Raw genomic sequence first — 13,887 nt, forward strand, 5'->3', positions numbered from 1 at the left:
GGTTTCGTTTTTAATCTTGATAGGAAACAATGCCGATGATGGTATCAACAGCGCGTTCCATGGTTTCTAGGCTGACATATTCAAAGCGACCATGCATGTTTTCGCCGCCGGCAAAGAGGTTGGGGGTCGGGATGCCCATAAAGGAAATTTTAGAGCCATCAGTTCCGCCACGGATAGGCTCGATAATAGGCTGGATGTCCAGACTTTCCATAACTGCTTTGGCGATATTAATAGGTGTCATGTCCTTCTCAATGACCTGTTTCATATTGTAATACTGGTCTTTGAGGGTCAAGATAACACGCTCACTGTCCAGCTCTTGGTTCATCTTATCAGCGATAGCCTGCATAGCAGCTTTGCGATTTTCAAAAGCCTCTGTCTCAAAGTCGCGGACAATATAGCTAGCCTGGGCTTCTTCGACTGTACCGGTCAGGTTCATCAGGTGGTAGAAGCCTTGGTAGCCCTCGGTCTTCTCTGGCCGGTCGGCTTCTGGCAGCTGATTGTGGAAGTCAATAGCCAGCTGGAGAGCATTGACCATCTGGTCTTTAGCAGTTCCCGGATGGACATTGCGGCCTTGGAAGGTCAGCTCTGCTCCAGCGGCGCTAAAGGTTTCGTACTGGAGTTCTCCTAGAGGTCCGCCATCCACTGTGTAGGCAAAGTCCACATCGAAGTTTTCAGCGTCAAACTTATCAGCTCCGATACCGATTTCTTCATCTGGTCCAAAGCCAACTCGGATTTCTCCGTGCTTGATTTCTGGATGGGTAGACAGGTATTCGATAGCAGTCATGATTTCAGCAATACCTGACTTGTCGTCTGCTCCCAAAAGGGTTGTTCCGTCAGTCGTAATCAGGGTTTGGCCCTTGTATTTATGGAGACTGGCAAAGTCCGCAGGATCTAAGTTAAAGCCAGATTGTCCCAGCGGAATCACACCGCCGTCATAATTCTCAACGACCTGCGGCTGGATGTTTTCCGCGTTGAAGTCTGCCGTATCCATGTGGGAAATAAAACCAATATTGCGGGTAAAGCTAGGGTCGTTGGCTGGCAGAGTTCCAATCGCAAATCCGTTGGGTAGGTAATAAACATTTTCCAAACCGACCCGCTTCATTTCAGGGATGAGGACCTTGTTGGCAAAGTCCACCTGACTCTGAGTGCTGGGTGTAGTAGCAGATGTCTCGTCTGAGCGCGTGTTGACCTTGACATAAGTCAGGAAACGCTCTAAAAGATTAGGATATTTCATAAATGCTCCTTTTTTCATTTCATTTAAGTCTATTTTAGCATATTCAGGGGAGAGTGAGAAATGTTTTTCGTTTCTTGAAGGCAAAGGCAAAATCTATCAATTAGTTTTATATCTTGTCAAAATCTGGTAAACTATATCTATGCAAATGGAAAAAACAATCAGCAAAGCTGTGATTTTGGGTGCTTCGGGAGGTATAGGTCGTCAGCTGGCTAAAGAACTGGCTCAAAGGATAGACCAGCTAGTCTTGGTTGGCAGAGATGAAGTTAAACTCACCCAGTTGCAAGAGGACTTGTCTGGAGTCAAGGCCAAGCTTACCTACAGAGTATTGGATTTGCTGGATGCAGCTGCAGTAGATGATTTTGCTCAGCAGCTAGAGGCAGATCTATTGATTAATTGCTGCGGTCTGGCTAATTTTGGTCCAGCGCTATCTCTTTCGGAAGCAGATGAAAATGCCCTCTGGCAGGTTAATTACCAAGCGCCTATTCGGCTGTTCAAGCAAGTTGCGGAGCGCAATCGAAAGATAAGACTTGTCCAACTTTCCTCTCTGGCAGCCCTTTGTCCCCATCCTTATTTGGCAGCTTACAGCTCCAGTAAGGCCGCTTTGCAGACCTACTGTCTAGCCTTGCAAGAAGAGCTGCGCCTCAAAGGCTCTGAAATGACAGTTTGTCTTTATATTTTAGGACCGGTTTGGACTGCTATCTTTCCTCCAGAGCTGCAGGATGCTTTGGGTGGTGGTCAATTACAGATGAGCCCAGAGATAGCGGCACGACGCATCATCGGACTGCTCCAGCAAGGCCGTTCCTATGCTATAGTGGGCAAGAGATATCGACTACTGGCTTGGCTCATGAAGCTACTTCCGCAAAGATGGATTATCCGTTTGATTGGCGCATATCTACGAAAGGGGCTTTGAACATGAAACTTATTTTTTTCCTGCTGACATCTGCTTACCTGCTTCTCTTTATCTTGCGTTGGCTCTTGTCTTTGGCTTATTTGAAAAAAGGGCAGAGCTCTTCATCAGACTTTCAAGAGGAGCTTTATACGGTGGTTCAGCCCATCCTATCTGGTGATCCTCGTTTGGAAAATGATTTATTAGCCAATCTCCAACAGACTGAAGCAGTTGAGTTTTACTGGCTGATTGATCAGTCTGACCCAGAGGCGCAGCGAGTGGCTGACAAGATTTGTCAAAATCCTTCTTATGCCCAGCGCATTCGCATTTTTCTCATGGAGGATGTCCCCCAGGGGATTAATCCTAAGAGTTATAAGATTGAGCAGATTATAGATGAGCTGACTCGACCTTATTTGATTGTTCTCGACGACGACAGCGTCATTGATTTTTCAAAAATGGGAGAATTGACAGCTCATCTAGGTGAGAATGTTATTTTGACCGGTATTCCCTATAATCAGGAGCGAAGTAATTTCTGGTCCAAGCTAGTGGCAGCTTTTGTCAATGGAAATTCTTTCATTACCTATTTTACCATGGCAGAAGTCAAAGCAAATCACTCGATTAATGGAATGTTCTACATCCTACCACTTGAACTGGCTAGGGAGCAGAAGCTCTTCAGCGCTATAAAATACTACCTATGTGATGATTTGGCTGTAGCGGATTTTTTACGCAGCAAGGGAGTGGAGATTATCCAGACGCGGGTGACTTGTAATGTTCGGACTACGATCAAGGATGCCAAGCAATATCTGCTGCAAATGAAGCGATGGCTGCTTTTTAGCTCTATCTATCTGAAAGAGCACTTGGACTGGAAGGTTATTATTTTAATTGCTCTGCCTAGTTTCCTGCCCCTTCCTGCCTTGCTCATTAGTTTCTTTCTTGGCTGGCCTTTTGTGCTGCTGGCTTTGATTTTGCTCTTGGTCAAGGCGGTTTGGATGCTGGCTTATCGTCGTCACATTCTATCCGGTCGGCCGCATCCTGATGAGGTGTTCTACGAAGTCCTGAATGATTTACTCTTGCCTTGGCTTTTCCTCTATGTCTTGCTCAGTCCGCGGGTGATTAACTGGCGGGGAAGGAAGATTCGAGTGACGGATGGGAAAATCCGTTATGAGTAAGATGAAGCAGTACTTGGATAAGTTGGATGCTCTGTCGCTAGATCAAACCATGTTGAAATCTAGCAAGGTCTTGCTTTTTCTCAGTGGCAGCAGTCATTTGGAGAGTGCTAGTCTGACCGCAGGACAGCTTGAGTTTCTTGAGCAGATTTGTCCACCGGGTTTCTCAGTGGTGGCTAGTAATTTTCCGTTTAATCAGAGATTTGAGCACGGGAGACAATCCCAAGTTTCCTTGCTGAATGCTTCCATTTCCAATATCCGTTACTATTGGCATACTCTCTACAATTCTCGCTTTCAGGAGGCTTTGCAGCGGCATTTGTCTCCTTTACTGGATGCTGAGGAGGCTGTCATTATCTGCAAAAGCTCTGGGCTCAATATGCTGACCCAGTGGTTGGAAGGCTTGGGTGAGGAAAATCTGCCGATCAGACTGAGAGTGATTGCGCTGGGGCCTGTTTCACGGAGACTCCTAAATCGCAAGGATATTGACTCGCTGGTCATCAAAGGCAGGAAGGATATTTACAGTAGATTTCTAGATGGCCATCCAGCTGATGTGGTGGTGGATAGCAACCATTTTGATTATGAATACAGGGAAGATGTGAAAGGATTAGTTTATGACTGGATTAGAAAAAGTGATAAAGATTGATGTGATTAGTGTGCCATTTAGTGGGCATTTGCTGCCTACTTTGACCTTAGTCAAGCCTCTGCTGACGGATCCGCGTTTTCGGATTCGGGTCATCACTGGCTGCCAAAAGAAAGAGTTAGTAGAGGAAATCGATTTTGACTGTCTAGCCCTCTTTCCAGAAAGACCGACCGTGATGGAAGACATCGCCAATACTCCGCAGCAAAGCAATCTTCTGATTGCCTATCAGCAGTTTCGGGCCAATTCCAGACTCATTCCCGAAGTTATAGATGAATTAAATCAAATTTGGAAAGAGGGTGGTAAACCAGATTTGGTCATAGCGGATTTTGTTGCTTCACCAGCAGGCTTGATTTCTGATCGCTTTGGTATCCCATGGATAACCACGATTCCGAGTCCGGTTGCTATTGAGTGCCGGACGACAACTCCGACCTATTTAGGGGGCTGGAAACCTCATCAGGGTGTCTTGTACAAATTCAGAGATGCTTTAGGCAGGCAAGTTATTCGCTGTGGAAAGAAAATGGCCTTTGCTTTAGTTCGGAAGAGTTTGGGAGACTATCAAGATTTTAAACTCTATAGGGAAGACGGCACAGAAGCTATTTACTCGCCTTACTCTATCTTGGCTTTGGGTATGAAAGAGCTGGAGTTTCGAGATGATTTTCCCAAGCACCTTCGCTGGGTTGGCTACAAATGCCTGTCCTTTGATCGCCTGCCTGCAGATCATGAGTCTTATTTTGAGACCGATAAGAAGCGGGTTTTAGTGACTTGCGGAACGCATTTAAAATGGGAGAAGGAGCGCATGGTGGAGCGGGCGAAAAAGCTGAGTCAGCTCTACCCAGATTACCTCTTTTACGTCACCTTGGGAGAAGCTAGTGGCTTGGAGAATCCTCCGCACAGACTGGCGGAAAACCTGCTGCTCTTTGACTATCTTCCTTATACAGATATCTTGGACAAGATAGATTTTGCCATTCACCACGCAGGAACGGGTATCATGATGGCCTGTATTGAGCAGGAGATTCCCAGTCTCATTTTGCCGCAGGATTATGACCAGTTTGACAATGCCGTTCGTGCTGAGCTAGCTCAGGTGGGGCTGGTTTCTCGCAGAAAGACCGATGCAGAAGTGCTGCGCCTTTTTAAGGAATTGACAAATCGCACGGACTGGTCTCGGTTGAAAACTCTTGCCCAGCAAAGTAAAGAATATCAGCCTACAGAGATTCTCTATCAGGAGCTGGGGCGCCTGCTCAAGGTTGATTTATAACTGGAACACTCAACAAACCATTAAAGCATGTCTCCAACATTAAAATATCTGAATTATTAAATTTCCCTATTCTTTTTAAGGAATAGGTTTTTTGGTCTATTCAAGTCTTTTTTAAGATGTTAAAATGAAAGTGATTACAAGAAAGTCATTGGAAAGTCAACTTGGCTTTCTCGGAGTGACTGAAGAGGAAAGATGATGAAGAAAGCAATTCTAATGATGACTTTTGGCTCGCCAGAGGAGATTAGCTTTGAGGGAGTGGCTGAATTTTTTACCAACATTCGCCGCGGTGTCAGGCCGCAAGACCATGAAATTCAGACCCTCTATGATAACTATGTCCTCATCGGTGGAACGCCTCTGCAGCGTATCAGTCTAGAAGAGGTGGAAAAGGTCCGTCAGCGTTTATCTGGTGAGTATGCGGTTTATTTTGCCAATAAATTTTCACGTCCTTTTATCCCTGATGTGATTGAGCAGATGGAAGAGGATGGTATTGAGGATTGTATCTGTTTGATTCTAGAGCCTCATTTTTCTTACTATTCTGTCATGGGCTATGAGAAGTTTATCCAGAGTGATTCCATCCGCTTTAATATCATTAAGGAATGGTATCAGGAAGAAGCTATTCTTGATTATTGGGCAGAGGAGCTGAGAAAGATTCTTAGAGAAGAGGTTGGAGAAGAGACCTTCAAGATTTTCTTCTCAGCCCACAGTGTGCCTATTCTGGCCTTGGATTTCGGAGATCCTTACATTGATCAGATCTATGACAATGCCCGCTTGATTGCTGAAAGGTTAGGTCTGACAGAAGAGGATTATCTCAATGTTTGGCAAAGTGAGAGTGACATTGGACTCCCTTGGATCAAGCCTGACGTGCTGGACTACATGCGCCAGCAAGAAACACATCCGCAGCATTATATTTTTGTGCCGATTAGTTTTATCAGTGAGCATATAGAGGTCCTTTTTGACAATGACGTGGAGTGTAAGGAACTTTGCGATGAACTGGGTGTTGCTTATCATAGACCGCCTATGCCCAATGCAGACGACCGTTTAATTGACGCCCTGATTCAAACTATCCGCCGCCATGAGCATGAACCCTTCAAAGAATGCTTTCCAGAAGAAGAAACCTTTGATGAATTGCAGCCGTCGGAGGAGAGCAGCCAGATTCTTGCAGAGGATGCAGAGCTGAAAATGCCAGATTTCGTCAAGAAGCTAATTGAGAAAAAGGGGCGTGAGAATGTTAAGATGCCGTATTTTGTCAAGAAAATGCTGGAGAAAGCAGGAAAACTGCCCAAGAGTTGATTGTTCATATTCGTTGATGATTTTATAAGATTATTCTAGAAGGAGAAAAACGTGAGACTTTGGCACCAAGATTTAATTGAAAAACTTCCGCGCCAGCAGCTTTTAGGCCAGCACCGAGAGTGTGCAGCCTTGCGTGGACGAGGGTGGGGCAAGCCGCATGCGACGGTCAACTATGTTTTTGAGCACAGCCCTTATCACCTGTATGCTTATCATCTCTTGATTATGGAGGAGATGCAGAAGCGGGGCTATCAGCCAGACAGCCTTTGGCTGGACAAGGAATACCGTGGCAAGACCTGTCCACCTTACCAGCAGTTGCCGGCTGAGGAGCTGGAACATCCTATTTATCCAGAACATGACGCAGCCTATCTGCAAGAATGCCTGGAAAATCTGAAAGAGAAAGGAATAGAAATTTTTTGATTTCCAAGTGCCAAGACGGCATAGTATTAAGGTTATAGAACAAAAAAAAAGAGTCTGTCTGTCTGAACCGCCCCCCAAAAGTTAGACAGAAAAAATCTAACTTTTGGGGTGTTTTTAAATGAAATTAACTTATGAGGATAAAGTTCGAATCTATGAACTAAGAAAACAAGGAATCAGCTTAAAGCGACTTTCAGAAAAATATGGGATGAACCTTTCAAATCTTGACTACTTAATTCGATTGATTGATCGCTACGTAATAGATAGTGTCAAAAAAGGGAAAAACCGTTATTACTCTCCTGAATTAAAACAAGAAATCATCAATAAGGTTTTGATTGAAGGTCGTTCGCAACTAAGCGTATCTCTGGATTATGCTCTTCCAAGTAGTGGATTACTTCCAAATTGGCTGGCACAATACAAGAAAAACGGGTATACTATTGTTGAGAAAACAAGAGGGAGACCAGCTAAAATGGGACGTAAACGGAAGAAAACTTGGGAAGAAATGACAGAATTAGAGCGACTTCAAGAGGAGAATGAGCGTCTACGTACTGAGGTGGCCTACCTAAAAAAGTTAAAAGAGCTAGAAGACAGGGACGAAGCCTTACAGCGAGAAAGGCAGAGACAGTTAGAGAAATGGTTTCAGGAGGATTTCGATTAGATTTACTTCTTGAAACGGCACATTTAGCTCGCTCAACTTACTACTATCACTTAAAACAGCTAGATCAACCAGATAAGAATCAAGAACTTAAAGCTGAAATTCAGGCCATTTATAGTGAACATAAAGGAAATTATGGCTATCGGAGAGTTACTCTTGAACTAAGAAATCATGGCTTCGTGGTGAATCATAAGAAGGTCCAACGGCTGATGAAAGTCCTTGGTTTAACGGCTCGAATTCGTCGAAAACGGAAGTATTCTTCCTACCAAGGAGAGATTGGCAAGAAAGCAGAGAATCTCATTCAACGCCAGTTTGAAGCAGCCAAGCCAATGGAAAAGTGCTATACGGATGTGACAGAGTTTGCCATTCCAGCAAGCAGGCAGAAACTCTATTTATCCCCTGTTCTGGATGGATATAACAGTGAAATCATCGCTTATCATCTTTCTACTTCACCAAATTTAGAACAAGTGAAGACCATGTTGGAACAGGCATTCACAGAGAAACACTACGAGAATACGATTCTCCATAGCGATCAAGGCTGGCAATACCAACATGATTCTTATCATCGGTTTCTAGAGAATAAGGGAATTCAGCCATCCATGTCACGCAAGGGTAACAGCCCAGACAACGGCATGATGGAGTCCTTCTTTGGCATTCTTAAGTCTGAGATGTTTTACGGTTATGAGAAGAACTTTAGGTCTTTAGAAGACCTTGAGCAAGCTATTGTGGACTACATTGATTACTACAATAACAAACGAATCAAAGTCAAACTAAAAGGACTTAGCCCTGTGCAATACAGAACTAAATCCTTTCAATAATTAATTGTCTAACTTTTTGGGGTCAGTACACGTTGCTCTTCTTTTTTGACTTTTACGAGTTCAAAATAAACTTCTCAATAGCTGTAGCGACCCCATTTTCTTCACAGCTGTCTGTGACGGCATCGGCAATGCTTTTGACATAGTCTGAAGCATTGCCCATGGCTACACCAAGGCCTGCATATTCCAGCATTTCGATATCGTTGTTAGCATCACCGATTGCCATGATTTCCTGAGGATTGACTTCCAATTGTTTAGCCAATCGCTCTAGGGCAAAGGCTTTGGTTACACCAGATGGCATGGCCTCGTAAATGACTGGCTGAGAGCGAACGCCGCTGAAACGCTGGCAGATTTCTTGGCCAAAGTCGGCTTCAAAAGCATCTACCTGCTCTTGGCTGCCTAAAAACATAGCTTGAAACATTCTGTGTTGACCGCTGCAAGCCTCTTCCAGACTAATCTCGGTTGGAGTGGTGAAAACTAAGCTTGCATCATTTACAACATAGGAACTGGCTTTTTCTCCGACGACGAAATAATGCTCCTCATCAAAGAGAGTCAGCTGGACAGGGCTATTTTCAGACAGGCTATAGAGATAGCGAATATCCTGACCGCTCAGCTCTTGCCAGTCCACCAGACTCCAGTCGCTGGTCTGGTGAGTGGCGCAGCCATTGTCCACGATGACATATTCGTTTTCTTGTGCCAGGCCCAGTTTGTCATAATAAGGCTTGACGCCAACCAAGGGACGGCCTGTGCAGAGAACCAATTTGACTCCTTTTTCAATAGCTCGGTGCAGAGCATCAATGTGAGCCTGGGGAATTTCTTTTTTGCTGTTGAGCAAGGTGCCGTCCATATCAAGTGCAAGAATTTTTATCATAAAGTGTCTCCAAAATTATTCTCTGACTAGTATAGCATAATTTATAGAGAAAGTCCGAGTCTATAGGAAAAATAACTGGTCTTGTGTTATAATAAATAGAATACCCTAAAAGGATGAGAAAAATGAATTTAGAAGATTTGAAAAAACGTCAGGAGAAGATCCGCAATTTCTCCATCATTGCCCATATCGACCACGGGAAATCAACCTTGGCTGACCGGATTTTGGAGGCAACTGAAACGGTTTCCAGCCGGGAAATGCAGGCCCAACTCTTAGACAGCATGGACTTGGAGCGGGAGCGTGGTATCACCATTAAGCTCAATGCTATCGAGCTCAATTATACTGCCAAGGACGGCGAAACCTATATCTTCCACTTAATTGACACGCCGGGACACGTGGACTTTACCTATGAAGTATCTCGGTCATTAGCGGCCTGTGAAGGGGCTATTTTGGTCGTGGATGCGGCTCAGGGGATTGAAGCTCAGACCTTGGCAAATGTCTATCTAGCGCTGGACAATGACTTGGAAATTCTGCCAGTTATCAATAAGATTGACCTGCCAGCTGCGGATCCAGAGCGGGTGCGGGCAGAGATTGAAGATGTGATTGGGTTGGATGCTAGCGAAGCCGTATTGGCTTCTGCCAAGGCTGGTATCGGAATTGAGGAAATTTTAGAGCAGATTGTGGAGAAAGTTCCGGCTCCGACTGGAAATGTAGAAGCACCGCTCAAGGCCTTAATCTTTGACTCGGTCTATGATGCTTATCGTGGGGTAATCCTGCAAGTGCGGGTGATGGACGGTGTGGTCAAGCCGGGAGATACCATTCAGCTCATGAGCAATGGCAAGACCTTTGATGTAACAGAGGTTGGCATCTTTACGCCCAAGGCTATTGGACGTGATTTCTTAGCAACAGGGGATGTTGGCTATATCGCAGCTTCTATCAAGACGGTACAGGATACTCGGGTCGGGGATACAGTGACCTTGGCGGACAATCCAGCTGCAGAGCCACTAGCTGGCTACAAGCAGATGAACCCGATGGTCTTCGCCGGTCTCTATCCGATTGAGTCCAATAAATACAATGACCTGCGTGAGGCGCTTGAAAAGCTCCAGCTAAACGATGCCAGTCTGCAGTTTGAGCCGGAAACATCTCAGGCATTGGGATTTGGATTCCGCTGTGGTTTCTTAGGCTTGCTGCACATGGACGTCATTCAGGAGCGCTTGGAGCGTGAATTTAATATTGATCTGATTATGACGGCGCCATCCGTTATCTATAAGGTCAATATGACGGATGGTGCTTCCCTTGATGTGTCCAATCCGAGCGAGTTTCCGGATCCGACCAAGATTGATTCCATTGAGGAGCCTTATGTCAAGGCGCAGATTATGGTACCGCAGGAATTTGTCGGAGCGGTGATGGAGTTGGCTCAGCGTAAGCGCGGTGACTTTGTGACCATGGATTACATCGATGATAATCGGGTCAATGTCATCTATCAAATCCCACTTGCAGAAATCGTCTTTGACTTCTTTGACAAGCTCAAGTCCTCTACTCGTGGCTATGCTAGCTTTGACTATGAAATCTCCGAGTATCGCTCGTCCAAGCTGGTGAAGATGGATATTCTCCTCAATGGCGATAAGGTTGATGCTCTCAGCTTTATCGTTCACAAGGAATTTGCCTATGAGCGTGGTAAGCTGATTGTAGACAAGCTCAAGAAAATCATTCCTCGTCAGCAGTTTGAAGTACCCATTCAGGCAGCTATCGGTCAGAAAATCGTGGCTCGGACAGACATCAAGGCTTTGCGCAAAAATGTCTTGGCCAAGTGTTATGGTGGTGACGTTTCCCGGAAGCGCAAACTCCTAGAAAAACAAAAAGCTGGTAAAAAACGGATGAAAGCCATCGGATCTGTCGAAGTCCCACAAGAAGCCTTCCTCAGTGTCCTGAGTATGGATGAGGAATAAAGTCCGGTGGACTTTATTCGCCTAAACCCTGATTATAAAAGCTAAGAAAATTTCAGTTGATGTTACTCATCCAAGCTAGGAAATAGAAGTGTGAATCAAATCTTGGATAAACCGATTATTTTGATAATAGCCATATGTTTCTTTATTGGCCTTACAAATTTAGTTTTATACCTATTCTATCGACGGGAGATGAATATTCAGAAAAAATGTACTTCTAAAATTGAAGGCATAGTGGTTGATTATGATAGCTGTAATGAAATGGCTATCCCTTTGCCTATTGTAGAATATCTCGTGAATGGGGAAACATACAGAAAAAAATTTGAATATGCTTATTATATAGAAACATCTAGGAAGAAAGAGCAAAAAGATGTCTTTGATAGGAAATATATTCTTAGCGCTGGAAAGAATTTACAGTTAAGAGAAATATTCCCAAAAGGCTCGGCCATGACGGTTTATTATAATCCTGAAAAGCCTGAAAAAGCCTTTGTAGAACGTTATGCAGGCCTTGATAGAATCTTTAGGTTGCTAATAATAATCTTTTCCATTATTGGTTTTGTTTTAATTGCGGTAATTCTAGAAATTTCCTATTTGAGTTGATACTTATTTGAGACTAGTTTGCTCATTATTCTGCATTTTCAGCTATGAGATGTCCTAGTCTCAAAAATAACTTCTAACCTTCCTAATGGTCTTGATCGATTTATCTCTTGTTACTTATAGTCTAATGAAAATTATAGCAATCATAAATCGTCAAATTTAATGATGCATTTAATTATGTTTCACAAAAAGATAGTAATAAATCAGAGAAAATGTTCGACAAATACCAAATCCAAGTAAAAAGACTTACAAAAATTTGTAGGTTTTTTCTTGAAATCCGAACATTAGGAAATCTTTTTTAGATTTTACTTGACATTTTCTGAAATAGGAATATGATAAAATGTGAATACTGTATAAGACAGACCTTATGCGTGTTCGAAAATAATAGAGCGTTGCATCCGTAAGTCAATTTGACACGGCTCTTAAAAAACAAAAGGAGAAAGAATGAATACTTATATCCAAAAGAAAATCGCAAACATGAAGCTGACGCTTTCTGAAATGTCTGGTGGCTACAAACGAATGGTGACTAGCATGAAGAAGCTCGGCTTTTCTGGTACCTTGAAACTTATCTGGGACGATTTGTTTGCTCATCGCAGTCTAGGTCAATGGGTTTATCTCTTGATTCTAGGGAGTTTTCCGCTCTGGCTGGAGCTGATATATGAACATCGCATCGTGGATTGGACGGGGATGATTTGCAGTCTAACCGGGATTATCTGTGTGATCTTCGTTTCAGAAGGGAGGGCTAGCAATTATCTCTTTGGTTTGATCAATTCTGTGATTTACTTGATTTTGGCTTTGCAGAAAGGCTTCTATGGCGAGGTCCTGACGACTCTTTACTTTACCATCATGCAGCCAATTGGGCTCTTGGTGTGGATTTACCAAGGTCAGTTCAAAAAAGAAAAGCAAGACTTTGTTGCTCGTAAGCTAGATGCCAAAGGATGGACAAAGTATCTATCGCTTAGTGTGCTTTGGTGGTTGGTTTTTGGCTTGATTTATCAGTCTGTGGGGGCTAATCGTCCTTATCGTGATTCAATCACAGATGCGACAAATGGTGTAGGGCAAATCTTGATGACGGCTGTTTATCGCGAACAGTGGATTTTCTGGGCTGCGACCAATATTTTTTCTATCTACCTTTGGTGGGGTGAAAGTCTTCAGATTCAAGGGAAATATTTGATCTATTTAATCAACAGCTTGGTCGGATGGTACCAGTGGAATAAGGCTGCTAAAAAAGCATAGTCCTACAAACGGAAAAAGAAATCGGATGCGACAATGTCTCTCTTTCCTTTCGTCCCCAAAATATGGTAAACTAGTATTAGTAAAATTTATTAGATTTAGGAAGGAATGACCATGAAAAAGAAGTACTTTCTGCTCTCCCTGACTATCTTAGCCGGTCTCTCTCTGTCCTCTTGTAGCCTTATCAGGAGCTATAGCAGTCGGAAACCATCTGATTCTTCTAGTCGGGTTTCCCTGAGAGATGACAGTGATACAAGTAGTAGCAGTCGTAAAGAAAAAGATTCGTCAAAGACTACTGGTACGCAGCGGGTCGGCTCTGATGATTATGGCTATATTAGTATTCCTGATAATTGGATTAAGTTTACAGATGTAGATGGTGGCGACAGCGTCCAGTATACGGATGGAAGTGGCTATAATATTGTCACGATGAACACTTATACGAAAGAAAAAGCCAATATCGGAGAAGGTGAAGAATTCAACGCCGAAACCATTGCCCAACGCATTGCTTATCACTGGAAGGATAATAAGGAAGTCGATGATTTTTGGGGAGCAAAGAGTACCGTAGCTGGAAATGAAGCCTTTCAGATTAATGTTGTTTTAAAATCCACTCAAAACCTAACGGTTTGGGTCTTCAAACAAGGCGATAAGGTCTATATGATGTCCTTTGAGGGCGATGAAGATACTCTGTATGAGTTTATCCCCTATATCGAAGAAACATGGAGCGTCAGCAAGGACGGTGGAAAAAGCATTTAGCGACCGCATTTGATGATAACTCTCTAAGTTAATAAAAAGCAAATCTGGGACTTGTTCTCAGATTTTTTTGTGAGGTGGAATATATCATATTTTTGGGTTTTGATGACATTTAAGAGCGCTCATTTTATGATATAA

At 43.5% G+C, this 13,887-nt stretch carries 13 protein-coding genes; 11 read left to right on the forward strand and 2 right to left on the reverse strand.

Translation table 11 applies throughout. From position 1 onward, the window contains the following. Nucleotides 1–10: 10 nt before the first annotated feature. Entirely contained in the window at nt 11–1,234 is a 1,224-nt protein-coding gene (gene pepT / locus D8877_RS05105; RefSeq protein WP_125341421.1) for a peptidase T, read from the reverse strand. A 139-nt stretch (nt 1,235–1,373) separates the two neighbouring features. On the opposite strand from pepT, the gene D8877_RS05110 reads away from it, so the two are divergent. The 7 genes from D8877_RS05110 to D8877_RS05140 all read left to right on the forward strand — a co-directional run bounded on the left by D8877_RS05110 (nt 1,374) and on the right by D8877_RS05140 (nt 8,358). Next, a complete protein-coding gene (locus tag D8877_RS05110) occupies nt 1,374–2,144 on the forward strand; it encodes an SDR family NAD(P)-dependent oxidoreductase (RefSeq protein WP_125341422.1) in 771 nt (256 codons plus the stop codon). 2 nt (nt 2,145–2,146) lie between these two features. After that, complete coding sequence (locus D8877_RS05115) at nt 2,147–3,289, forward strand: glycosyltransferase (RefSeq protein WP_185760164.1); 1,143 nt, start codon at nt 2,147–2,149, stop codon at nt 3,287–3,289. Next, the gene (locus tag D8877_RS05120; RefSeq protein WP_185760165.1) at nt 3,282–3,929 is read left to right on the forward strand and encodes a hypothetical protein; all 648 of its coding nucleotides are present in this window, start codon (nt 3,282–3,284) and stop codon (nt 3,927–3,929) included. The genes D8877_RS05115 and D8877_RS05120 overlap by 8 nt, the downstream gene beginning before the upstream one ends. After that, on the forward strand, nt 3,898–5,181 hold the full coding sequence (locus D8877_RS05125; RefSeq protein WP_125341425.1) for a glycosyltransferase: 1,284 nt from the start codon (nt 3,898–3,900) through the stop codon (nt 5,179–5,181). Before D8877_RS05120 ends, D8877_RS05125 begins: the two co-directional genes overlap by 32 nt. A 195-nt stretch (nt 5,182–5,376) precedes the next feature. Further along, nucleotides 5,377–6,471, forward strand: a complete 1,095-nt coding sequence (gene hemH / locus D8877_RS05130) for a ferrochelatase (RefSeq protein ID WP_185760174.1) — start codon at nt 5,377–5,379, stop codon at nt 6,469–6,471. Nucleotides 6,472–6,522: 51 nt separating this feature from the next. Then, entirely contained in the window at nt 6,523–6,888 is a 366-nt protein-coding gene (locus tag D8877_RS05135) for a TIGR02328 family protein (RefSeq protein ID WP_125341427.1), read from the forward strand. 118 nt (nt 6,889–7,006) lie between these two features. Further along, a protein-coding gene (locus D8877_RS05140; protein WP_125341451.1) for an IS3 family transposase occupies nt 7,007–8,358 on the forward strand; the annotation gives its coding sequence in 2 pieces (ribosomal slippage) (nt 7,007–7,448 and nt 7,448–8,358; 1,353 coding nt in all). A 52-nt stretch (nt 8,359–8,410) separates the two neighbouring features. Here the strand turns inward: D8877_RS05140 and D8877_RS05145 are convergent. Beyond that, entirely contained in the window at nt 8,411–9,226 is an 816-nt protein-coding gene (locus tag D8877_RS05145; protein WP_125352608.1) for a Cof-type HAD-IIB family hydrolase, read from the reverse strand. 122 nt (nt 9,227–9,348) lie between these two features. On the opposite strand from D8877_RS05145, the gene lepA reads away from it, so the two are divergent. From lepA to D8877_RS05165, 4 genes are all read left to right on the forward strand, one after another. After that, nucleotides 9,349–11,172 (forward strand): translation elongation factor 4, encoded by a 1,824-nt coding sequence (gene lepA, locus D8877_RS05150; RefSeq protein WP_032912442.1) that lies wholly within the window; start codon nt 9,349–9,351, stop codon nt 11,170–11,172. A 90-nt stretch (nt 11,173–11,262) separates the two neighbouring features. Then, nucleotides 11,263–11,769 carry a DUF3592 domain-containing protein gene (locus tag D8877_RS05155; protein WP_260468661.1) on the forward strand — a complete coding sequence of 169 codons (507 nt, stop codon included), beginning with the start codon at nt 11,263–11,265 and terminating at the stop codon, nt 11,767–11,769. Nucleotides 11,770–12,210: 441 nt separating this feature from the next. Further along, the gene (pnuC, locus tag D8877_RS05160; protein ID WP_125341429.1) at nt 12,211–13,002 is read left to right on the forward strand and encodes a nicotinamide riboside transporter PnuC; all 792 of its coding nucleotides are present in this window, start codon (nt 12,211–12,213) and stop codon (nt 13,000–13,002) included. 105 nt (nt 13,003–13,107) lie between these two features. Beyond that, a complete protein-coding gene (locus tag D8877_RS05165) occupies nt 13,108–13,752 on the forward strand; it encodes a hypothetical protein (protein ID WP_125341430.1) in 645 nt (214 codons plus the stop codon). Nucleotides 13,753–13,887 lie beyond the last annotated feature (135 nt).

The organism is Streptococcus sanguinis (assembly GCF_003943735.1).
GTDB classification, from domain to species: Bacteria; Bacillota; Bacilli; order Lactobacillales; family Streptococcaceae; genus Streptococcus; species Streptococcus sanguinis_E.

Excerpts from the sequence above, each read along its gene's own strand:
- pepT (WP_125341421.1), bottom strand. The coding sequence starts at position 1,234 with ATGAAATATCCTAATCTTTTAGAGCGTTTCCTGACTTATGTCAAGGTC.
- D8877_RS05110 (WP_125341422.1), top strand. The coding sequence starts at position 1,374 with ATGCAAATGGAAAAAACAATCAGCAAAGCTGTGATTTTGGGTGCTTCG.
- D8877_RS05115 (WP_185760164.1), top strand. The coding sequence starts at position 2,147 with ATGAAACTTATTTTTTTCCTGCTGACATCTGCTTACCTGCTTCTCTTT.
- D8877_RS05120 (WP_185760165.1), top strand. The coding sequence starts at position 3,282 with ATGAGTAAGATGAAGCAGTACTTGGATAAGTTGGATGCTCTGTCGCTA.
- D8877_RS05125 (WP_125341425.1), top strand. The coding sequence starts at position 3,898 with ATGACTGGATTAGAAAAAGTGATAAAGATTGATGTGATTAGTGTGCCA.
- hemH (WP_185760174.1), top strand. The coding sequence starts at position 5,377 with ATGAAGAAAGCAATTCTAATGATGACTTTTGGCTCGCCAGAGGAGATT.
- D8877_RS05145 (WP_125352608.1), bottom strand. The coding sequence starts at position 9,226 with ATGATAAAAATTCTTGCACTTGATATGGACGGCACCTTGCTCAACAGC.
- lepA (WP_032912442.1), top strand. The coding sequence starts at position 9,349 with ATGAATTTAGAAGATTTGAAAAAACGTCAGGAGAAGATCCGCAATTTC.
- pnuC (WP_125341429.1), top strand. The coding sequence starts at position 12,211 with ATGAATACTTATATCCAAAAGAAAATCGCAAACATGAAGCTGACGCTT.
- D8877_RS05165 (WP_125341430.1), top strand. The coding sequence starts at position 13,108 with ATGACCATGAAAAAGAAGTACTTTCTGCTCTCCCTGACTATCTTAGCC.